This is a genomic window from Streptomyces sp. (assembly GCF_019510245.1).
Taxonomy (GTDB): domain Bacteria; phylum Actinomycetota; class Actinomycetes; order Streptomycetales; family Streptomycetaceae; genus Streptomyces.
Genome location: NZ_JAEKKT010000214.1, coordinates 1 through 21,063, shown reverse-complemented (window position 1 = coordinate 21,063; position 21,063 = coordinate 1). Strand labels below are relative to the sequence as shown.

At 71.7% G+C, this 21,063-nt stretch carries 17 protein-coding genes; 10 read left to right on the top strand and 7 right to left on the bottom strand.

All coding sequences use genetic code 11. The features are described 5' to 3' along the window. The first annotated feature begins 77 nt into the window (after positions 1–77). Entirely contained in the window at positions 78–2,213 is a 2,136-nt protein-coding gene (locus JF597_RS43100; protein WP_294009584.1) for a serine/threonine-protein kinase, read from the top strand. A gap of 62 nt (positions 2,214–2,275) precedes the next feature. Here the strand turns inward: JF597_RS43100 and ilvD are convergent, their stop codons facing one another. The 4 genes from ilvD to JF597_RS43080 all read right to left on the bottom strand — a co-directional run bounded on the left by ilvD (position 2,276) and on the right by JF597_RS43080 (position 6,750). Beyond that, positions 2,276–4,129 (bottom strand): dihydroxy-acid dehydratase, encoded by a 1,854-nt coding sequence (gene ilvD / locus JF597_RS43095; protein ID WP_294009582.1) that lies wholly within the window; start codon positions 4,127–4,129, stop codon positions 2,276–2,278. 108 nt (positions 4,130–4,237) lie between these two features. Next, positions 4,238–4,861 (bottom strand): TetR family transcriptional regulator, encoded by a 624-nt coding sequence (locus tag JF597_RS43090; RefSeq protein WP_294009580.1) that lies wholly within the window; start codon positions 4,859–4,861, stop codon positions 4,238–4,240. Next, entirely contained in the window at positions 4,858–5,688 is an 831-nt protein-coding gene (locus JF597_RS43085) for a sugar phosphate isomerase/epimerase (RefSeq protein ID WP_294009578.1), read from the bottom strand. The genes JF597_RS43090 and JF597_RS43085 overlap by 4 nt, the downstream gene beginning before the upstream one ends. Positions 5,689–5,817: 129 nt before the next feature. Continuing rightward, entirely contained in the window at positions 5,818–6,750 is a 933-nt protein-coding gene (locus JF597_RS43080) for a Ppx/GppA phosphatase family protein (RefSeq protein ID WP_294009576.1), read from the bottom strand. Between the two features lie 78 nt (positions 6,751–6,828). Between JF597_RS43080 and JF597_RS43075 the strand changes: the two genes are divergently transcribed. After that, on the top strand, positions 6,829–7,686 hold the full coding sequence (locus JF597_RS43075) for a hypothetical protein (protein ID WP_294009574.1): 858 nt from the start codon (positions 6,829–6,831) through the stop codon (positions 7,684–7,686). Positions 7,687–7,936: 250 nt separating this feature from the next. Here JF597_RS43075 and JF597_RS43070 read toward each other — a convergent pair whose 3' ends face one another. Continuing rightward, positions 7,937–9,640 carry a hypothetical protein gene (locus JF597_RS43070; protein WP_294009572.1) on the bottom strand — a complete coding sequence of 568 codons (1,704 nt, stop codon included), beginning with the start codon at positions 9,638–9,640 and terminating at the stop codon, positions 7,937–7,939. Between the two features lie 207 nt (positions 9,641–9,847). On the opposite strand from JF597_RS43070, the gene radA reads away from it, so the two are divergent. Both radA and disA read left to right on the top strand, forming a co-directional pair. Beyond that, complete coding sequence (gene radA / locus JF597_RS43065) at positions 9,848–11,257, top strand: DNA repair protein RadA (protein ID WP_294009570.1); 1,410 nt, start codon at positions 9,848–9,850, stop codon at positions 11,255–11,257. Positions 11,258–11,337: 80 nt separating this feature from the next. Then, positions 11,338–12,462 (top strand): DNA integrity scanning diadenylate cyclase DisA, encoded by a 1,125-nt coding sequence (gene disA, locus JF597_RS43060; RefSeq protein WP_294009568.1) that lies wholly within the window; start codon positions 11,338–11,340, stop codon positions 12,460–12,462. A 268-nt stretch (positions 12,463–12,730) separates the two neighbouring features. On the opposite strand, the gene JF597_RS43055 is transcribed toward disA, so the two are convergent. Next, positions 12,731–13,591, bottom strand: a complete 861-nt coding sequence (locus JF597_RS43055; RefSeq protein WP_294009566.1) for a hypothetical protein — start codon at positions 13,589–13,591, stop codon at positions 12,731–12,733. Positions 13,592–13,794: 203 nt separating this feature from the next. On the opposite strand from JF597_RS43055, the gene JF597_RS43050 reads away from it, so the two are divergent. From JF597_RS43050 to cseC, 5 genes are all read left to right on the top strand, one after another. After that, positions 13,795–14,670 (top strand): A/G-specific adenine glycosylase, encoded by an 876-nt coding sequence (locus JF597_RS43050; protein ID WP_294009564.1) that lies wholly within the window; start codon positions 13,795–13,797, stop codon positions 14,668–14,670. Positions 14,671–14,937: 267 nt separating this feature from the next. Next, the gene (locus tag JF597_RS43045; protein WP_294009562.1) at positions 14,938–15,477 is read left to right on the top strand and encodes a SigE family RNA polymerase sigma factor; all 540 of its coding nucleotides are present in this window, start codon (positions 14,938–14,940) and stop codon (positions 15,475–15,477) included. Then, positions 15,465–16,139: a hypothetical protein gene (locus tag JF597_RS43040; RefSeq protein ID WP_294009560.1), complete on the top strand. Its 675-nt coding sequence runs from the start codon at positions 15,465–15,467 to the stop codon at positions 16,137–16,139. Before JF597_RS43045 ends, JF597_RS43040 begins: the two co-directional genes overlap by 13 nt. Positions 16,140–16,207: 68 nt before the next feature. After that, positions 16,208–16,912: a two-component system response regulator CseB gene (gene cseB, locus JF597_RS43035; protein WP_294009558.1), complete on the top strand. Its 705-nt coding sequence runs from the start codon at positions 16,208–16,210 to the stop codon at positions 16,910–16,912. Positions 16,913–16,923: 11 nt separating this feature from the next. Continuing rightward, positions 16,924–18,276 carry a two-component system sensor histidine kinase CseC gene (gene cseC / locus JF597_RS43030; RefSeq protein ID WP_294009556.1) on the top strand — a complete coding sequence of 451 codons (1,353 nt, stop codon included), beginning with the start codon at positions 16,924–16,926 and terminating at the stop codon, positions 18,274–18,276. 133 nt (positions 18,277–18,409) lie between these two features. Here the strand turns inward: cseC and JF597_RS43025 are convergent, their stop codons facing one another. Next, positions 18,410–20,008, bottom strand: coding sequence for an MDR family MFS transporter (locus JF597_RS43025; protein WP_294009554.1), 1,599 nt, complete (start codon positions 20,006–20,008; stop codon positions 18,410–18,412). A gap of 148 nt (positions 20,009–20,156) precedes the next feature. Between JF597_RS43025 and JF597_RS43020 the strand changes: the two genes are divergently transcribed. Further along, on the top strand, positions 20,157–20,753 hold the full coding sequence (locus tag JF597_RS43020; RefSeq protein WP_294009552.1) for a TetR/AcrR family transcriptional regulator: 597 nt from the start codon (positions 20,157–20,159) through the stop codon (positions 20,751–20,753). The last annotated feature ends 310 nt before the right edge of the window (positions 20,754–21,063 follow it).

The window sequence follows — 21,063 nt, the reverse complement described above, 5'->3', positions numbered from 1 at the left end:
AGCCGCCTCTGTCTCGTACGAGTCATCGACTAGGCTCCGTGAGTCGCGCTCCGCGGATACAGCACGGGGGTGGTCCCTTGACGCCACAGCGCAACACCGGAGCGGGCGCGGAAGCGGAACTTCCGGAGTACGCCGGGCACTACCGCCTGGAGTCCTGCCTCGGCTCCGGTGGCATGGGCGTGGTGCACCTGGCCCGCAGCACCTCGGGGCTGAAGCTCGCGGTGAAGGTCGTACACGCCCAGTACGCCAAGGACCGTGAGTTCAGGGGTCGTTTCCGGCAGGAGGTGGCCGCCGCGCGCAAGGTCAGCGGCGCCTTCACTGCACCCGTCGTGGACGCCGATCCCGAGGCCGAACGGCCCTGGATGGCCACCCTCTTCATTCCCGGCCCGGCCCTCTCCGAGCACGTGAAGCGGAACGGGCCGATGGCTCCTGCCCAGTTGCGCCGGCTGATGGCGGGACTCGCGGAGGCGCTGCGCGACATCCACAGGGTCGGCGTGGTGCATCGGGATCTCAAGCCGAGCAATGTGCTGCTCGCCGAAGACGGTCCCAAGGTCATCGACTTCGGTATCTCCCGTCCGAAAGACAGCGAACTGCGGACCGAGACGGGAAAGTTGATCGGTACGCCACCGTTCATGGCGCCGGAGCAGTTCCGGCGGCCGCGTGAAGTGGGACCTGCCGCCGACATCTTCGCGCTCGGGTCGGTGCTGGTGCACGCGGCGACGGGGCGGGGGCCGTTCGACTCCGACAGCCCGTACATCGTCGCCTACCAGGTCGTGCACGACGAGCCCGACCTCACCGGCGTACCGGAGGAGCTCGCTTTGGTGGTGCAGCGCTGCCTCGCCAAGGAGCCCGAGGACCGGCCGACGCCCGACGAACTGATGCGGGAGCTGCGGTCGTTGTCGGCGTCGTACGACACGCAGGCGTTCATACCGGCGCAGCGGGTCATGGCCGGCGGTAACGGCGACGGGCCTGCGCAGGAAAAGGAGCCTTCTGCCGCCGGACCGGAGCGGAAAGCGCTGAAGCCGGGGAAGGCGTGGAAGGCGACACGCCGGCGCGTGGTCGTGGCCGCAGGGGCGGGTGTCCTGGTCCTGGGTGGTGTGGTCGCCTCGGCTCTGTGGCTCGGGGGCGGCGATCCGGCACCGGTGGGCAGCACGGTGCACGGCTCCGCGGCCGCGTTCGAGGCGTGGCAGGCGGAGCCGGTCGCCACGGGGGGTTCGGGGATGCCCCAGTGCGTCGCCGGTGCGGGGAAGTTGCTGTGCTTCCGGTCCGGCCTGGCCTTCGCCCTCGATCCGGCGGACGGCCGTCTGCTGTGGCGGCACAAGGTCGCGGACGAACGTACGAGCGGCTCACCGTACCTGTCCGGCGGCCTCCTGCTGCTGCCGACGCACGGCGGCCGGAAGGTGGAGGCGCTCGACCCCGCCTCGGGTGCGTCGCGCTGGAAGCAGGACATGCCCGCGAACCAGGTCATGGAGTTCACCAGGAGCATGCTGCTGGCCGTAGGGGCCAACGGGTTGATCACCGGCATGGACAGCGCGTCCGGCCTCACCAGGTGGACCCTGCCCGTCTCGGGTGGCGGGACGCCGTCCCTGAGTTCGTTCGCCGGGGATCCCCTGGTGTACGCGGCCAGTACCGCCGCCGACGGGACGGGCACCCAGGTCACCGCGCTGGATCCGGTCACCGGTGCCCAGCGGTGGGGCGCCGGGCTGACGGGGGATCTGCAGCCGGTCGGGAGCGCGGACGGGTCCCTCTTCCTGCTGTCCGTGGACACCACCGCCGGGGAGACGGACGCGGTGGTGCGCTACACACCGGACGCGAGGGCGACCCGCCGGGTGGCGCTGCCCGTTCCCCGGGTGGCTCCGGGTGCCACCGTGCGCGGTGATGTCGTCTATCTGCTGTCCGCCGGCGGCTCGCTGGAGGCCGTCGACCTGGAGAGCGGCAAACAGCTCTGGGAGCTGCAGACGTCGGTGAGCCGGGGCTCCGCGCCCGTGGCCGACGACCGGCACGTCTACTTCACCGCCGCGGACGGACGCCTGCTCGCCGTCGACAGACGCAGGGGAACCCTCGTCGGCCAGACTCCGGCGCGCCTCGGCACGAACTCGGGCCAGGTCACCGCCGCCCTGCCCGCACCCCTGCTCCTCGGCAGCCGCCTCTACGCCACCGCCCCCGACGGCACCGTCTTCGCCGTCGACGCGGCGGATCCCGGCGACTGGTAGCAGCGCGGAAAAGAAGGGGCCGCCCCGTGAGGAGGCGGCCCCTTTCGGGCTTGCGGTGGGGCTCAGCCCAGCTTCGTCACGTCGCGGACCGCGCCCCTGTCGGCGCTGGTGGCCATCGCGGCGTAGGCGCGCAGGGCCGCCGAGACCTTGCGGTCGCGGTTCTTCGGCGCGTACACGCCGTTCAGGGCCTGCTCGCGGCGGGACAGCTCCCCCTCGTCGACGAGGAGCTCGATCGTGCGGTTCGGGATGTCGATGCGGATGCGGTCGCCGTTCTCGACGAGGGCGATGGTGCCGCCGGAGGCCGCCTCCGGCGAGGCGTGACCGATGGAGAGGCCCGACGTGCCGCCCGAGAAGCGGCCGTCGGTGATCAGCGCGCAGGTCTTGCCGAGGCCGCGGCCCTTGAGGAAGGACGTCGGGTAGAGCATCTCCTGCATGCCGGGGCCGCCCTTGGGACCCTCGTAGCGGATCACGACCACGTCGCCGTCGGCGACCTGCTTGTTGAGGATCTTCTCGACGGCCTCCTCCTGCGACTCGCAGACGACCGCGGGGCCTTCGAAGGTCCAGATGGACTCGTCGACGCCGGCCGTCTTGACCACGCAGCCGTCGACGGCGAGGTTGCCCTTGAGGACCGCGAGGCCGCCGTCCTTGGAGTACGCGTGCTCGACGTCGCGGATGCAGCCCTCAGCGGCGTCCTCGTCCAGGGCCTCCCAGCGCTCGGACTGGGAGAACGCCTCGGCGGAGCGGACGCAGCCGGGGGCCGCGTGCCACAGCTCTACCGCCTCGGGGGACGGGGAGCCGCCGCGCACGTCCCAGGTCTTCAGCCAGTCCGCGAGGGACGGGCTGTGGACGGAGTGCACGTCCTCGTTGAGGAGGCCGCCGCGGTGCAGCTCGCCGAGGAGGGCGGGGATGCCGCCGGCGCGGTGCACGTCCTCCATGTAGTAGGTGCGGGTCTTCGCGACGTTCGGGGCCACCTTGGCCAGGCAGGGCACCCGGCGCGAGACCTCGTTGATCTCCTCCAGGCCGAAGGGGACGCCCGCCTCCTGGGCGGCGGCCAGCAGGTGCAGGATCGTGTTCGTGGAGCCGCCCATCGCGATGTCCAGGGCCATCGCGTTCTCGAACGCGGCGAAGGTCACGATGTTGAGCGGCAGGACCGTCTCGTCGTCCTGCTCGTAGTAGCGGCGGGTGAGGTCCATGACCGTGCGGGCCGCGTTCACGTACAGCTGCTTGCGGGCCGTGTGGGTGGCCAGCACCGAGCCGTTGCCGGGGAGGGAGAGGCCGATCGCCTCCGTCAGGCAGTTCATCGAGTTGGCGGTGAACATGCCGGAACAGGAGCCGCAGGTCGGACAGGCGTTCTCCTCGATACGGAGGATGTCCTCGTCCGAGATCTTGTCGTTCACGGCGTCGGAGATCGCGTCCACCAGGTCGAGGGTGCGGACCGTGCCGTCGACGAGGGTGGCACGGCCGGCCTCCATCGGACCGCCGGAGACGAAGACCGTCGGGATGTTCAGGCGCAGCGCGGCCATCAGCATGCCCGGGGTGATCTTGTCGCAGTTGGAGATGCAGACCAGGGCGTCGGCGCAGTGCGCTTCGACCATGTACTCGACCGAGTCCGCGATCAGGTCGCGGGAGGGCAGGGAGTACAGCATGCCGCCGTGGCCCATCGCGATGCCGTCGTCCACGGCGATCGTGTTGAACTCGCGCGGGATGCCGCCGGCCTCCTTGATCGCCTCGGAGACGATCCGGCCGACCGGCTGCAGGTGGGTGTGGCCCGGCACGAACTCCGTGAAGGAGTTCGCGACGGCGATGATCGGCTTGCGGCCGATGTCCGCACCCGGTACACCGGAGGCGCGCATAAGGGCGCGGGCGCCCGCCATGTTGCGGCCGTGGGTGACTGTGCGGGACCTCAGCTCGGGCATCGTCGCTCGCTCCTTCAGACAGATAGGGCTGCTGACGAGCGTACGCCCGTTGCCCACGGCTCGGGACGAGGTGTCCGGAATGCGGGACACATGTCTCAGCGGGGCTGGTCACGGCCCGGTCAGATGCCCCTGCACCACCGGGGCGACCCGGGTGACGATCTGCTCCAGGTCCGCCGACGCCAGCGGCTCCACCTTGATCACATAGCGCAGCATCGCGCAGCCGATCAGCTGCGCCGCGGCCAGTTCGGCGCGCAGCTCGGCGTCCGGGAGGTCCAGCTGTCCGGCGATCCGGCGCAGCAGCTGGGAGGCGATCAGGCGGCGGAAGACGGCGGCGGCCGTGTCGTTGTTGACGGCGGAGCGGACGATCGCGAGGAGGGGCGTACGGGTGGTGGGGTTCTCCCAAATGCCGAGGACGAACCGGGTCAGCCGCTCGCCGACGCCCTCCAGCGGGCCGTCGGCGAGCGCGACGGGCGCGTTGAGGGCGGGGGCGAAGGCGACCGCGATGGCGGCCTCGAAGATCTGTTCCTTGGTGCCGAAGTAGTGGTGGACCAGGGCGGAGTCGACCCCGGCGGCCTTGGCGATGGCGCGTACGGACGTCTTCTCGTAGCCGTGTTCGGAGAACTCCTCGCGGGCGGTGGCGAGGATACGGTCCCGGGTGTCGGCCGACTCGGTACGCGGGGGGCGGCCGCGGCGGCGGGTACCCGCGCCGTTGCCGGCAGGAGCGCCGGTCACCGGCGGGGCACCTTCACCGCCGAGGCCAGGTGCAGGCGGGTGAAGGCCAGGGCCTCGGCGAGGTCGGCCTCGCGCTCCGCGCCGGACATCGCGCGCCGGGTGTTGACCTCGATGACGACGTGCCCGTCGAAGCCGGTGACCGCGAGCCGCTCCAGCAGTTCGGCGCAGGGCTGGGTGCCGCGGCCCGGCACCAGGTGCTCGTCCTTGGCGGAGCCGCGGCCGTCGGCGAGGTGGACGTGCCCGAGCCGGCCGCCCATCCGGTCGAGCATGGCGAGCGCGTCGACACGCGACGTCGCGGCATGGCTGAGGTCGATCGTGAAGTGCCGGTAGTCGTCCTTGGTGACGTCCCAGTCGGGGGCGTACGCGAGCATCTCGCGGTCGCGGTAGCGCCACGGGTACATGTTCTCCACCGCGAACCGCACATCCGTCTCGTTCGCCATGCGCCAGATCCCCTCGACGAAGTCGCGGGCGTACTGGCGCTGCCAGCGGAACGGGGGGTGGACGACGACCGTGCTCGCGCCGAGCTTCTCCGCGGCGGACCGGGCCCGCTGGAGCTTGACCCAGGGGTCGGTGGACCAGACCCGCTGGGTGATCAGCAGACAGGGGGCGTGGACGGCGAGGATCGGGATGCGGTGGTAGTCGCTCAGCCGGCGCAGGGCCTCGATGTCCTGGCTGACCGGGTCGGTCCACACCATGACCTCGACGCCGTCGTAACCGAGGCGTGCGGCGATCTCGAAGGCCGTCGCCGTCGACTCCGGATAGACGGAGGCCGTGGAGAGCGCGACCTTCGCATCCGGGATGCGGACGACGTCCCTTGGGTTTGCCACGAGGGACAGGTTACGGGGTGGGGACGGGTGGACAGGGGGTGCCTGCTCGCCGGTGTGACCGGGGTCGCGTCGGCGAGTGCGGCGTCCTGGTGGCTTGTCGCGCAGTTCCCAGCACCCCCCCGGGGGCGCTCAGGCGGAACCCATGTGGTCAAGGCGCCGCAGGATCACGCCCTCCCGCAGGGCCCACGGGCAGACCTCCAGATTCTCCACCTCGAACAGGTCCATCGCCGCCTCGGCCACCAGCGCGCCCGCCACCAGCTGGCCCGACCGCCCCTCCGACACCCCCGGGAGTGCGGAGCGCTGGGCCGTGGTCATGGCCCCGAGCCTCGGAACCCAGGCCTCCAGCGAGCCCCGCTTGAGTTCGCGCTGGACGTAGAGGCCCTCGGCGGAGCGGGCCGCGCCGGCGATGCGGGCCAGCTGCTTGAAGGTCTTGGACGTGGCGACCACGTGGTCGGGCGCGCCGAAGCGGCTGAACTCGCCGACCGTACGGGCGATCTCGGCGCGCACATGCCGGCGCAGCGCCCGTATGTCGTCGGGGGACGGCGGATCGCCGGGGAGCCAGCCCGCGGTGAGCCGGCCGGCGCCGAGCGGCAGCGAGACGGCCGTGTCGGGCTCCTCGTCGATGCCGTACGCGATCTCCAGGGAGCCGCCGCCGATGTCCAGGACCAGCAGCTTTCCGGCGGACCAGCCGAACCAGCGGCGGACCGCGAGGAAGGTCAGCCGGGCCTCCTCGGCGCCGGTGAGGACCTGGAGCTCGACACCGGTCTCGGCCTTCACGCGTGCGAGGACCTCGTCGGCGTTGCTGGCCTCGCGCACGGCGGAGGTGGCGAACGGCAGCAGGTCCTCGACGCCCTTGTCCTCCGCGGCCTGCAGGGCGTCCTGGACGACAGCGACCAGCTTCTCGACCCCGTCGGGGCCGATCGCCTCGTTGCCGTCGAGAAGTTGGGCAAGGCGCAACTCCGCCTTGTGCGAGTGCGCCGGCAGCGGGCGCGCCCCGGGGTGCGCATCCACGACCAGCAGATGCACCGTGTTGGATCCCACGTCGAGGACACCGAGTCTCATGTACGGAACTGTACGGAACACTGCTGACGGGGCCCTGAGCAGTCCCCGGAGCGGCCTTCGGCGACTTACCCTGGACGCGTGCCAAAGACGAAAAAGACGAAGGACCACAAGGCCGCCGAATCAGCCGACGGTTCTTCGCGGGCGAAGCCACCGAAGCAGTCGAAGACGCCGAAGAAGACCCTCGCCGCGGACGAGAAGGGTCTCGACTTCGCGCGGGCCTGGGTGGAGTTCCCGGACCCGGCCGACGACGAGCAGGTGTTCCGCTGTGATCTGACCTGGCTGACCTCACGCTGGAACTGCATCTTCGGCAGCGGCTGCCAGGGCATCCAGGCGGGCCGCGCGGACGACGGCTGCTGCACGCTGGGCGCGCACTTCTCCGACGAGGACGACGAGAAGCGGGTCGCCGATCATGTGGCGAGGCTCACGCCGGAGATCTGGCAGAACCATGCCGAGGGCACCGCGCACGGCTGGGTCTCCGAGGACGACGAGGGCTCCCGCCAGACCCGCCCCTACCAGGGCTCCTGCATCTTCCAGAACCGCCCCGGTTTCGCCGCCGGCGCCGGCTGCTCGCTGCACATCCTCGCGCTGCGGGAGGGCCGCGAGCCGCTGGAGACCAAGCCGGACGTCTGCTGGCAGCTCCCGATCCGCCGGACGTACGACTGGATCGACCGCCCCGACGACACGCGGGTCCTCCAGGTCTCTATCGGCGAGTACGACCGCAGGGGCTGGGGCCCGGGCGGCCACGACCTCCACTGGTGGTGCACCTCGGCAACCTCGGCCCACGGCGCGGGCGACCCGGTCTACGTCTCCTACCGCGCGGAACTGACGGAACTGATGGGCAAGGCAGGCTACGACCGCCTCGCAGAACTCTGCGAACAACGCCTCACCTCCCAGCTCCCCCTGCTGGCACCCCACCCAGCAGATCCGACCGAGTAGCGCCCACCACAGCACCCCGAAAGCGCCACCGATCCGACCGAACGACGCTCACCGCAGCGCCCGAAAGGGGCGCTGGGGGTGCCCCCGGCCGAAAGCTGGGGGAGGAACTGCGCGACCAGCCACGACGGCACCGCACCCGCCGACGCACCGCAACCCACCACGGCGGCTACCGCCGAACTCCACCGTCGTGGCCAAGCACCGTCGCGGCGGAAAAAGCAGACCGGCCGGGTCAGGAGACCGTGGAGGCAGCTCACGGAGTCGGTGGTGGGGGCTCACTGCCGGGTGCCGTCGGGGAAGGGGAGTCCGGCGGACCGGCGGTGGCCGAGTCGGTGGGTGTCGGGGTCGGATCGCTCGACGTCGGCGGATCACTGGGCGGCGGTGACGGCTGCGCCGGATCGGATGCCGTCGGTGTCGGCGTCGGCCTCCCCGCAGGCGGCGGTGTCGGCCCCCGGCGCGTCGGCGGAGCCATCCCGTAGCCGTCGATGGACACCACCGCCCCCACCGGCGCCACCCCCACCCGCGCGCTCCAGTGCCCGGCCGGCTCCCGCAGGTGATCGACGTACACCTTGACCGTGACCGACTCTCCCGGCCGGAGCGTCCCCGACGGCCGGGAGAAGTACAGCCAGCCCGCCGAGGTGGACACCGACCACCGCACCGCCGCGTCCCCGGCCGCAACAAGCGTGATCAGCGTCGTGTCGCCGTCGTTCGCGGCCGTCACCGCGAGGTGCCCCGCACCGGCCTTCCTCCGGTCGGCTCCCGTGACGCTGATCACCTCCACCGACACGTCGGCCTTGCCGTCCTTGCCGATGCGCGGCCCCGGTCTGGTGCTGGCGTTGCCGGCGTTCTCGTAGCCCCCGCCGGTGTCGCCGTCGAGCGCGTCGGGGCCGGCGGCCTCCCGCGCGGTCGCGGACGGTCCGTCGTGGCCCTCCCCCGCCGGCGTGCCCCGGTACGCCGCCCACAGGGCCAGCACCGGCGCGGCCACCACCGTGGCGACGACGGTCGTCGTGACGGCACGCGCGCGTAGCCGGTCGCGGCGGGCCGCGCGGTCCTTGGGGTCCATCGGGAAGCCGCGCCGGTCGAAGCGCGGGGCGGCGGCGCCACGCGCGCGTGGCTGGTGCGCCATGGCCACGTGCAGGGCCGCGCGCGGCGCCTCCAGGACGGGCAGCTCCGCGGGCGTGGTCATCGCGCCGGGCCACCGGTCGGGAGCCGCGCGTTCGGCGGTACGGCGGCAGCGCGGGCAGTCGTCGACGTGCCGGACCAGTTCGCGGCGCAGGGCGCTGCTGAGGACCAGCTGGCTGTCGCCGGTGAGGTGGGACACGCTCGGGCAGCCGCCGGTCTCGACGACGGCGAGGGCCGCGCGGGTGCGTTCGACCTCGCAGGCGGCGGAGGCGAGCAGTTCCCGGGCGCCGGCCAGGTCCATGCCGAGGACGGCGGCGACCTCGTGGGCGGCGAGGTGGTGGCGTACGGCGAGTTCGAGCGCCTCGCGCTGCTCGGGGGTGGTGCCGGCCGCTTCCGGCCAGGCGAGCAGGGCGAGTTCGCGGCGGCGCTGCTCCTGGGTGTCGGCGGGGACCACGGCCACGGGGTCGGGGGCGGGGCGCCGGCCTGCCGCGTGGGTGGCCTGACGTTTCTGCTTGGCCTGGGCGAGCCCGCGCAGACAGGCCCAGCGGGCCAGCGCGTACAGCCAGGCCCTGCGGTCCCCGGCGGCCTCCGGGACGCGCTGGCCGCGCCGCTCGGCGAGGGCGAGGACGTCCCCGAGCGCGGCGGTGGCCGCGTCGTGGTCGCACAGCACCGAGAGGCAGTAGGTGAACAGCCCGTCCAGGTACGGCTCGTAGCGGGTCGGCGGTCGCTGCGCCAGCGCGCGCGCCGCCGCGCGGTCACGCGCCGTGCGCGCCTCCCGGTGCGCCCGGTGTGCGCCGGTCGTTCGGGCCGAGGTCTCCGGACTGCTGCTCATCACCCGTGCGACCGTAGGCGGCGCCGTATGCCCCCTTCTGGCGGCTTGAGCTCTTTTAATCCGTACGGGTGAAACGATCCCTCAATCGGGGACAGGAACCTGTTCTACCGCGGCTCGTTCCCGTTCCGGGGTGGCCGGGACCTGTCCACCCACACCTGTCACGCAGGCCACCGCGGCCCCACTGTCAGTGGCGGGGGCTACGGTTTCCGCATGGCTGCCCGTACCAAGACCTCGAAGGACCGTCCGTCCTACCGCTGCACCGAGTGCGGCTGGCAGACGGCCAAGTGGCTCGGCCGGTGTGCCGAGTGCCAGGCGTGGGGGACGATCGAGGAGTACGGCGCGCCCGCGGTCCGTACGACGGCACCCGGCCGGGTCACCACCTCCGCGGTGCCGATCGGCCAGGTCGACGGCCGCCAGGCCACCGCCCGCACCACCGGTGTCCCGGAGCTGGACCGGGTCCTCGGCGGCGGCCTGGTCCCCGGCGCGGTGGTGCTGCTCGCCGGCGAGCCCGGCGTCGGCAAGTCCACCCTCCTCCTGGACGTCGCGGCCAAGTCGGCCAGTGACGAGCACCGCACGCTCTACGTCACCGGCGAGGAGTCGGCGAGCCAGGTCCGGCTGCGCGCCGACCGCATCGGCGCCATCGACGACCACCTCTACCTCGCCGCCGAGACCGACCTGGCCGCCGTCCTCGGCCACTTGGACGCGGTGAAGCCGTCGCTGCTGATCCTGGACTCCGTCCAGACGGTCGCCTCCCCGGAGATCGACGGCGCCCCGGGTGGCATGGCCCAGGTCCGCGAGGTGGCCGGCGCCCTCATCCGCGCGTCGAAGGAGCGGGGCATGTCCACGCTCCTCGTGGGCCATGTCACCAAGGACGGCGCGATCGCGGGCCCGCGGCTCCTCGAACACCTGGTGGACGTCGTCCTGCACTTCGAGGGCGACCGGCATGCCCGCCTGCGCCTGGTCCGGGGCGTCAAGAACCGCTACGGCGCCACGGACGAGGTCGGCTGCTTCGAACTGCACGACGAGGGCATCGCCGGCCTCGCCGACCCCAGCGGCCTCTTCCTGACCCGGCGTGCCGAGCCCGTCCCGGGCACCTGCCTGACCGTCACCCTGGAGGGCCGCCGCCCGCTGGTCGCGGAGGTGCAGGCGCTGACGGTCGACTCCCAGATCCCCTCCCCCCGCCGCACCACCTCCGGCCTGGAGACCTCCCGCGTCTCGATGATGCTGGCCGTCCTGGAGCAGCGGGGCCGGATCAGTGCGCTCGGCAAGCGGGACATCTACTCCGCGACGGTGGGTGGCGTGAAGCTCTCCGAGCCCGCCGCCGACCTGGCCATCGCCCTCGCCCTGGCCTCCGCCGCCAGCGACACCCCGCTCCCGAAGAACCTGGTCGCCATCGGCGAGGTCGGTCTCGCGGGCGAGGTCAGACGGGTCACGGGAGTCCAGCGCAGGCTCGCGGAGGCACACCGGCTCGGCTTCACGCACGCCCTCGTGCCGGGCGATCCGGGCAAGATCCCGGCGGGCATGAAGGTCCTGGAAGTCGCCGACATGGGGGACGCGCTGCGGGTGCTGCCGCGCTCCCGTCGCCGAGAGGCCCCACGGGAGGCGGAGGAGCGCCGGTAGACTTTGCCCTGGTCTCGCCCGTCCGTACGAACCGAGTGCGGGGACGGCAGCGCCTCAGAACCTGCGACCGGAGGAGTGCAGTGGCAGCCAACGACCGGGCAGGAGCTCCCGGAAAGTACGGTGGGAGTGCCGGTTCCGATGGCCTGATGCGCGCCTCGCTGAGCGCCGTGGCTCCGGGCACGTCCATGCGGGACGGCCTGGAGCGGGTCCTCCGCGGCAACACGGGCGGACTCATCGTCCTCGGCTTCGACAAGACGGTCGAGGCGATGTGCACGGGCGGTTTTGTCCTGGATGTCGAGTTCACGGCGACCCGGCTGCGCGAGCTGTGCAAGCTCGACGGCGGCATCGTGATCTCCTCCGACCTCTCGAAGATCCTCCGGGCGGGCGTGCAGTTCGTACCCGACGCGACGATCCCCACGGAGGAGACGGGCACCCGCCACCGCACGGCGGACCGCGTCTCCAAGCAGGTCGGGTTCCCGGTGGTCTCGGTCTCGCAGTCGATGCGGCTGATCGCGCTGTACGTCGAGGGGCAGCGCCGCGTCCTGGAGGACTCGGCGGCGATCCTCTCCCGCGCGAACCAGGCGCTGGCGACCCTGGAGCGGTACAAGCTCCGCCTGGACGAGGTCGCGGGAACGTTGTCGGCGCTGGAGATCGAGGACCTGGTGACGGTCCGCGACGTGTCGGCGGTCGCCCAGCGCCTGGAGATGGTCCGCCGGATCGCCACGGAGATCGCCGAGTACGTGGTCGAACTGGGCACCGACGGGCGGCTTCTCGCCCTCCAGCTGGACGAGCTGATCGCCGGGGTGGAGCCCGAGCGCGAGCTGGTGGTCCGGGACTACGTCCCCGAGCCGACCGCGAAGCGCTCCCGCACGGTCGACGAGGCGCTCTCCGAGCTGGACGCTCTGAGCCACGCGGAGCTGCTGGAACTTCCTACGGTGGCACGGGCGTTGGGGTACACCGGCTCGCCGGAGGCGCTGGACTCGGCGGTGTCGCCGCGCGGCTTCCGGCTGCTGGCGAAGGTGCCGCGGCTGCCGGGGGCGATCATCGACCGGCTGGTCGAGCACTTCGGGGGCCTGCAGAAGCTGCTCGCCGCGAGCGTCGACGACCTGCAGACCGTGGACGGCGTCGGCGAGGCACGGGCACGCAGCGTGCGCGAGGGGCTGTCGCGGCTGGCGGAGTCTTCGATCCTCGAGCGGTACGTCTGATTCCGCCGACTGGCTGGGTGGGTCGGGCTGCACGGCGGCTGCGGGTACGTGAGGGCTGATCGCGCAGTTCCTCCGCCAGCCTTCGGCCGCGGGTACCCCCAGCGCCCCTTACGGGGCTCCTCAGCCGCGGGCAGTCGTGCCTCCCCCAGTGCCTTAAGGGCCTGGGAGGTGCTCTCAGGGCGGCACGGGTGGGCGCTGGGGGTCTCCCCGGCCGAAGGCTGGGGGAGGCACCCGGCAAGCGCCGGTAAGCGAACCCAGCCCCCGCCCGCTAATCCGCCGTCAGCACGAAGGACGCCTGGGCCTTGGCGTACCCCGGGGCCGTCGCCTCCAGCAGGTACGTGCCCGACCCGGCCGAGCCCGCCGCAGGCGTCGCGCACTGGGCGGCGCTCGGTTTGCGGTCCCACTTCAGGGTGTAGGTGATGCTGCTCCCCGACGGCACCCGGTACCACCGGCTGGCCGCGGACTTCGGGCAGTCCGCCGACGACCAGTAGGTGTCGTCCGCGCTGGCCTGCGTGATGGTCAGCACCGCGCTCTTCGGCCCGAGGTCGATCTTGCAGTCGCTGGACGACGTGTTCTTCACGGTGAGCTCGAAGGTCGGCGTCTGCTCCGGCGAGTAGGAGTTGTGCAGGCTCCTCAGGGTCAACGTCACAGACCCGGCCGTGCAGTTGGGCAGCGAGGAAGTCCCCGGCAGCGAGGCGACCGTACCGCCGGAACCCGACGTCACGTCGTCCCCCGAGCCGGACGAGGAACCCGACGAACCCGATGAACCCGACGCGCCGGAAGAGCCCGAAGAACCGCCCGAGCCGGACGACGTGTCGCCGCCCGTGGTGCCCGAACTCCCGTCCCCGGAACCGGAACCAGAACCCGAACCGGAACCGCCCCCCGCCCCGTCCCGGCCGCCCGGTGCCTGGCTGATCGCCGGCCCGCTTCCGGAGGGCCCCGGCGTGATCGTGGACACGGGATTCTTGCCGTCCGGGCCGCCGTCGTTCTTCTTGCCGCCCCCGCCGTTCGACGTCACGATCCACGCCATCAGCAGCGCCAGGACGACGAGCGCCGACAGCATGAAGACCCTCCGTCGCCAGTAGATGGAGGAGGGAAGCGGCCCGACCGGATTGCGCAGAGATCCCACGGCCCAAACTGTACGAGAGATCCGTGCAGTTCCTCGCCCCACCCGCCGCCCAAACCTCAACTTTTCCGGATCATCATTCCGGCAACTCCCGTCGGCACGGCCACTCTTCGTCGCGAGCCACGTCAACCCGGGCCACGCCCCGCCGCCCGCCGCGGACCACGTCCACCCCACCCGCCGCCGGACGTGGCAGGATCGGAAGGGCCATGACTGAGAAGCTGCACACCCCTGTGATCGCCTGGTTCGACGCCCACGCCCGTGACCTCCCCTGGCGCCGCCCGGAAGCGGGCCCGTGGGGTGTGATGGTCAGCGAGTTCATGCTGCAGCAGACTCCGGTGAGCCGCGTGCTGCCCGTGTACGAGCAGTGGCTGGCCCGCTGGCCGCGCCCCGCCGACCTCGCCGCCGAGGCGCCCGGCGAGGCGGTCCGCGCGTGGGGCCGGCTCGGCTACCCGCGCCGCGCCCTGCGGCTGCACGGCGCCGCCGTCGCCATAACGGAACGGCACGACGGGGACGTACCGACGGATCACGCGCAGCTGCTCGCGCTGCCGGGCATCGGCGAGTACACCGCCGCGGCCGTGGCCTCGTTCGCGTACGGGCAGCGGCACGCCGTGCTCGACACCAATGTGCGGCGGGTGTTCGCGCGGGCGGTGACCGGTGTGCAGTACCCGCCGAACGCCACCACGGCCGCCGAGCGCAAGCTCGCCCGTGAACTGCTGCCCTCGGACGACCGGACCGCCGCCCGCTGGGCCGCCGCCTCGATGGAGCTGGGCGCGCTGGTGTGCACGGCGAAGAACGAGACGTGCCAGCGGTGCCCGATCGCCGGGGAGTGCGCGTGGCGGCTGGCCGGCAAGCCGGAGCACGAGGGGCCGCCCCGGCGCGGGCAGACGTACGCCGGTACCGACCGGCAGGTGCGCGGCAAGCTGCTCGCCGTCCTGCGGGAGGCGCACGCCCCGGTGCCGCAGACGGCGCTCGACCGGGTGTGGCACGAGCCGGTGCAGCGGGCCCGCGCGCTGGACGGGCTGGTCTCGGACGGCCTGGTGGAGCCGCTCGCGGGCGGCCTGTACCGGCTTCCGCTGGGCTGACGTACAGCCACATCACAGGAGACGGGGCTCTGTTACGGCCCCACCTCCACGGCAAATCACCACACAGTCGGGCGTAAACCTGCGCCTACTTACCCCGAACCTACTTCCGTTACACAACCGACGGACAGCCGATTGCTACCCGCAGGCTGCTCCGCACAGCCCCGTGACAACGGGTCCGTAGCTTCGTTTCTGTGCCCGCCAGGACCGCGGGACGGCAGGAAGTCAGGCACAGGGCCGGGGACAACGGGGATCGGGAGGCGGTTGATCATGGCGCAGGGCGAGGTGCTCGAATTCGAGGAGTACGTCCGCACTCGGCAGGACGCGCTGCTGCGCAGCGCCCGCCGGCTGGTCCCGGACCCGACGGACGCCCAGGACCTGCTGCAGACCGCGCTGGTCCGGACGTACGGCCGCTGGGAGACCATCGAGGACAAGAAGCTCGCCGACGCCTACCTGCGCCGGGTCATGATCAACACGCGGACCGAGTGGTGGCGGGCCCGGAAGCTAGAGGAGGTCCCGACCGAGCAGCTGCCCGACGCGTGCGTGGAGGACTCCACCGAGCAGCACGCGGACCGCGCTCTCCTCATGGACATCATGAAGGTGCTGGCTCCGAAGCAGCGCAGTGTCGTGGTGCTGCGACACTGGGAGCAGATGTCCACGGAGGAGACGGCCGCCGCCCTCGGCATGTCGGCCGGTACGGTCAAGAGCACGCTGCACCGGGCGCTCGCCCGGCTCCGCGAGGAGCTGGAGTCCCGCGACCTCGACGCACGCGCGCTGGAGCGTGAGGAGCAGGAGCGTTGCGCGGCCTGACCGGCACGGGGTCCAGCAGGGGCCCGGCGAGTGCACAGGCGGTGATCACGGCGGCGGCCGTGCTCGCCGCCCTCGCCCTTTTCGCCGCGGCCTGCGGCACCGGCGGCACCGGAGCTCGTGACGAGGGCCCGGCGCACGCCGGCTCGGTCGCGCCCGCCCCGGCCGCCAAGGCCCCCTCGCCCAACCCGTCGCAGACGTACGAGAAGGTCGACGCGGTCGCCCTGGTGAAGGCCGACCCGGCGGTCTCAGCCACGGTGAAGCGGGACCTGAAACCGTGCTCGGGCGACGAGTACCCCGTGGACGTGACGTACGGCGAGCTGACCGGCGGCCCGGTCGAGGACATCGTCGTGAACGTCCTGACCTGCGGGGACGCGGTCGGGGTCGGGGCGTACGTGTACCGCAGGGAGAGCGGCGCGTACAAGAACGTCTTCAAGGCCGAGGAGTCCCCGGTCTACGCGGAGATAGACCGGGGCGACCTGAGCGTGACCAAGCAGGTGTACGAGAAGGGCGACCCGGTGTCGAGCCCGTCCGGCGAGAACGTGATCACCTACGGCTGGTCCGCGGGACGCTTCGTCCAGGAGGACTTCCACCACACCGACTACGGCAACGCGGCCGGCAGCGGCGACGACGACGTCACGCCGGTGCCCTCCACGGGCAGCTGAACCCACCTAACCAGCCGCACCCGCTGTACCCAGTTAATCGCCCCCCACCGACTACCGAGAGAGCCGGGATGGCAGACCAGACCCACGTCCTCTTCGTCGAGGACGACGACGTCATCCGCGAGGCCACCCAGCTCGCCCTGGAGCGGGACGGCTTCGCGGTCACCGCCATGCCCGACGGCCTGTCGGGACTGGAGGCCTTCCGCGCCGACCGGCCCGACATCGCCCTGCTGGACGTGATGGTCCCGGGCCTGGACGGGGTGAGCCTGTGCCGGCGCATCCGTGACGAGTCGACGGTCCCGGTGATCATGCTGTCGGCGCGGGCCGACTCGATCGACGTGGTGCTGGGCCTGGAGGCGGGCGCCGACGACTACGTCACCAAGCCGTTCGACGGAGCCGTCCTGGTCGCCCGGATCCGGGCGGTGCTGCGCCGCTTCGGGCACGCGAGCGGCGGCGAGAAGCCGCACGGGGACGCGGCGGAGGTGACGGGCGGCATGCTCACCTTCGGCGACCTGGAGATCGACACCGAGGGCATGGAGGTGCGCCGGGCCGGGCAGCCGGTCGCGCTGACACCCACCGAGATGCGGCTGCTCCTGGAGTTCTCCTCGGCGCCGGGGACCGTACTCTCCCGCGACAAGCTGCTCGAACGCGTCTGGGACTACGGCTGGGGCGGGGACACCCGCGTCGTCGACGTCCATGTGCAGCGGCTGCGGACCAAGATCGGCCAGGACCGGATCGAGACGGTCCGCGGTTTCGGCTACAAGTTGAAGGCCTGAGCGAGGCGGTCATGCGGGGGTTCTCCAACCGGTACCGGGGTCCGGGACTGCGCACCGGACTCAGATGGAAGCTGAGCGCGGCGATCGCCCTGGTCGGTGCGCTGGTCGCGATCGCGCTGAGCCTCGTGGTGCACAACGCCGCCCGGGTCTCGATGCTGGACAACGCGCGCGAGCTGGCCAACGAGCGGCTGCAGATCGGCCAGCGCAACTACGAGCTGTACGGGAGGGCGAACTTCCCGGACGTGAAGGTCGACGACCCCCGGCTGCCGCCGGCCCTGCGCGAGCGGGTCGACGCGGGCCGCCGCGCGACCGACGTCATCGACCACGGCAGCGGCGCGCCGGACATCTGGGCCGCGGTGCAGGCCAAGGACGGCCGGGTGCTGTCCCTGCACAGCACCTTCGCGAACCGCAGCAGCAACGTACTCAAGGACCTCGACCAGGCCCTGGTCATCGGTTCCATCGCGGTCGTCCTCGGCGGCAGCGCGCTCGGCGTGCTGATCGGCGGGCAGCTCTCGGTCCGGCTGCGCAAGGCCGCGGCCGCGGCCAACCAGGTCGCCCAGGGCGAGCCGGACGTGCGGGTGCGGGAGGCGATCGGCGGGGTCGTACGGGACGAGACCGACGACCTGGCGCGGGCCGTGGACGCCATGGCGGACGCGCTGCAGCAGCGCCTGGAGGCCGAGCGGCGGGTGACGGCCGACATCGCGCACGAGCTGCGGACGCCGGTGACGGGACTGCTCACGGCGGCCGAACTGCTGCCGCCCGGCCGTCCGACCGAGCTGGTCCTCGACCGGGCGAAGGCGATGCGCACCCTCGTCGAGGACGTTCTGGAGGTGGCCCGCCTCGACAGCGCCTCCGAACGGGCCGAGTTGCAGGACATCATGCTGGGCGAGTTCGTCGCCCGGCGGGTGGCCGCGAAGGACCCGGAGATCGAGGTGCGGGTGGTGCACGAGTCGGAGGTCACCACCGATCCGCGCCGCCTGGAGCGGGTGCTGTTCAACCTGCTCGCCAACGCGGCCCGGCACGGCAAGCCGCCCATCGAGGTGACCGTCGAGGGCCGGGTCATCCGGGTCCGCGACCACGGCCCCGGCTTCCCCGAGAAACTCCTCGCCGAGGGGCCGAGCCGCTTCCGCACCGGCAGCGAGGACCGGGCCGGCCAGGGCCACGGGCTGGGTCTGACCATCGCGGCGGGCCAGGCCCGCGTCCTGGGCGCCCGCCTGACCTTCCGCAACATCCGCCCCGCGGGTGCGCCCGAGCACATCCCGGCGGAGGGCGCGGTGGCCGTCCTGTGGCTCCCGGAACACGCCCCGACGGCCACCGGCAGCTACCCGATCCTGCCGGGCCCCAACCAGGCGGGAAGTCGCTGAGCTGCTCTGCGGTGAGTTTCGACGCGGCCGGTGAGCTCGCGGGTCGGTGGGGCTGGTCGCGCAGTTCCTCCCCAAAGCCGAAGATGCGGGTGGTTCTGGGGGCGGCAGCCCCCAGAACCACCCGCACCCGGCCTCAGACGGCCTCGACCGCCGGCATCGGCGCCGCCTCGTCCGCCTTCTGCGGCCCGCCCCGCAGCGGGACCTCCTTCACGAAGGCCGCCGCCGCCAGCACCAGCACGGCGATCACGGCACCGAGCAGGAAGGCCGAGTGGGTACCGGCCGACACCGCGTGCTGGTACGCCTCGCGCGCCGCCGCCGGCAGCTTCGCCAGGCTCTTCGCGTCCAGCTGCGCCGACTGCTCGGTGATCTTGGAGCCGAGCGAGCCGGCCCGCTCGGCCATGACGTCCTTGACCCGGTTGTTGAAGAGCGCGCCCATGATGGCGACACCGAAGGAGGATCCGAGCGTACGGAACAGGGTGGTGGACGAGGACGCGACGCCCATGTCCTTCATCTCCACGCTGTTCTGCGCGACCAGCATGGTGATCTGCATCAGGCAGCCCATGCCGAGGCCCACGACGGCCATGTACACGCCGGAGGTGAACCGGGTGGTGTCCGTGTCCATGGTGGACAGCAGGTACAGGCCGATGGTGAGCAGCACTCCGCCCGCGAGGGGGAAGATCTTGTAGCGGCCGGTGCTGGTGGTGACCCGGCCGGCGACCATCGAGGTCACCAGCATCGCGCCGAGCATCGGAAGCAGCAGCAGGCCGGAGTTGGTCGCGGACGCGCCCTGCACGGACTGCTGGTACAGCGGCAGGAACAGCGTGGCGCCGAACATCACGAAGCCCACGATGAAGCCGATGATCGACATCAGGGTGAAGTTGCGGCTGCGGAAGATGTGCAGCGGCAGGACCGGCTCGGCGGCCTTGGTCTGCCAGAAGACGAACCCGACCAGCGCGACGACGCCGATGGCGATCAGCTCCATGATCCGCGCGGACGTCCAGGCGTACTGGGAGCCGCCCCAGGTGGTGACCAGCACGATCGAGGTGATGCCGAGGGTCAGCAGCGCGGCGCCCAGGTAGTCGATGCGCGTCTTGTTCCGCTTCTTCGGCAGGTGCAGGACCGCACTGATGGCGGCCAGCGCGACCACGCCGAGCGGCAGGTTGATGTAGAAGGCCCAGCGCCAGCCCCAGTTGTCGGTGATGGTGCCGCCGACCAGCGGGCCGCCGATCATGGCGAGCGCCATCACGCCGGCCATCATGCCCTGGTACTTGCCGCGCTCGCGGGGCGGCACGAGGTCACCGATGATCGCCATGACGCCGACCATCAGACCGCCGGCGCCGAGACCCTGAATGGCCCGGAACCCGATCAGCTGGCCCATGTCCTGGGCCATGCCGCTGAGCGCGGAGCCGATCAGGAAGATGACTATGGAGGTCATGAAGGCGCCCTTGCGCCCGTACATGTCACCGAGCTTGCCCCAGAGCGGGGTGGCCGCCGCGGTGGCGAGGGTGTACGCGGTCACGACCCACGACAGGTGCTCCAGACCGCCCAGCTCGCCCACGATCGTCGGCATCGCCGTGCCCACGATCATGTTGTCGAGCATCGCGAGCATCATCGCGACCATGAGCGCGAGCATCACGACTCGTACGCTCTTCGGCTCTTTCTCCGGTTTCCCGAGCGCTTCCGGTGCCCCCGGTGTTTCCTGGCCGGTCTCGGCCGCCTGGGTGTCCGCCATCTCTCCCACTCCCCCTGGCGACAGCTACTTACTTGTCGCCCGGCTAGTTCAGTACACTCGGAAGTTAGACCCGTTGCTAGCCGGGCGTCAAGTAAGTTTACTAGCCGGGCGGCAAGCAAGTTTTCGCGGGAGTGCGAGGAGTAAGAGGATGAGCGTCACCATGGACGGCACCAAGCAGCAGCGCCGCGGGAACACCCGCCAGCGCATCCAGGACGTGGCACTCGAACTCTTCGCCGAGCAGGGATACGAGAAGACCTCTCTGCGGGAGATCGCCGAGCACCTCGACGTGACCAAGGCGGCCCTGTACTACCACTTCAAGACCAAGGAAGAGATCCTGGTCAGCGTCTTCGAGGACCTGACGCGGCCGATCGAGGACCTGATCGAGTGGGGCAGGGAGCAGCCGCACACCCTGGAGACCAAGCAGGAGATCATACGGCGCTACCACCGGGCGCTGGATGATGCCGAGCCGCTGTTCCGGTTCATGCAGGAGAACCAGGCGACGGTCCGGGAGCTGCGGATCGGCGACACCTTCAAGGACCGGATGCGCGGCCTGCGGGACATCATCATCGACCCGGACGCGGCCCTGACCGACCAGGTGCGCTGCATCAGCGCGCTCTTCACGCTGCACGCCGGCAGGTTCGTGATGCAGGACATCGAGGGCGACCCCCGGAAGAAGCACGAGGCCGTCCTTGAGGTCGCGGTGGACCTGGTGACCCAGGCCCACCGCGGCACGCACCCCGCCTAGGGCCTGTCTGACAATTCGCGTCGTCGCCCGAAGGGCGGCCGCGCGGCGTCAGGTGCGTGCTCTCGGCGTGCCGGCCCCAGACCCTCGTACTGGACGTACTTGGGTCTGGGGCCGGTGCGGCGAGAGTGCGTGCATGGCGTCGCGCGGCAGACGGGAATTGTCAGACAGGCCCTAGGTGTGCTGTCCCGGGACGTTGGTGACACGCGGGCTGGGTGCTTGAACAGGTGAGGGCCTTCTGGGTTCGGTGTGGATTGCGACATCTACGCCCGACCGCAGGAGGCCCTCATGTCCCACCGTAATGCCCCGCTGA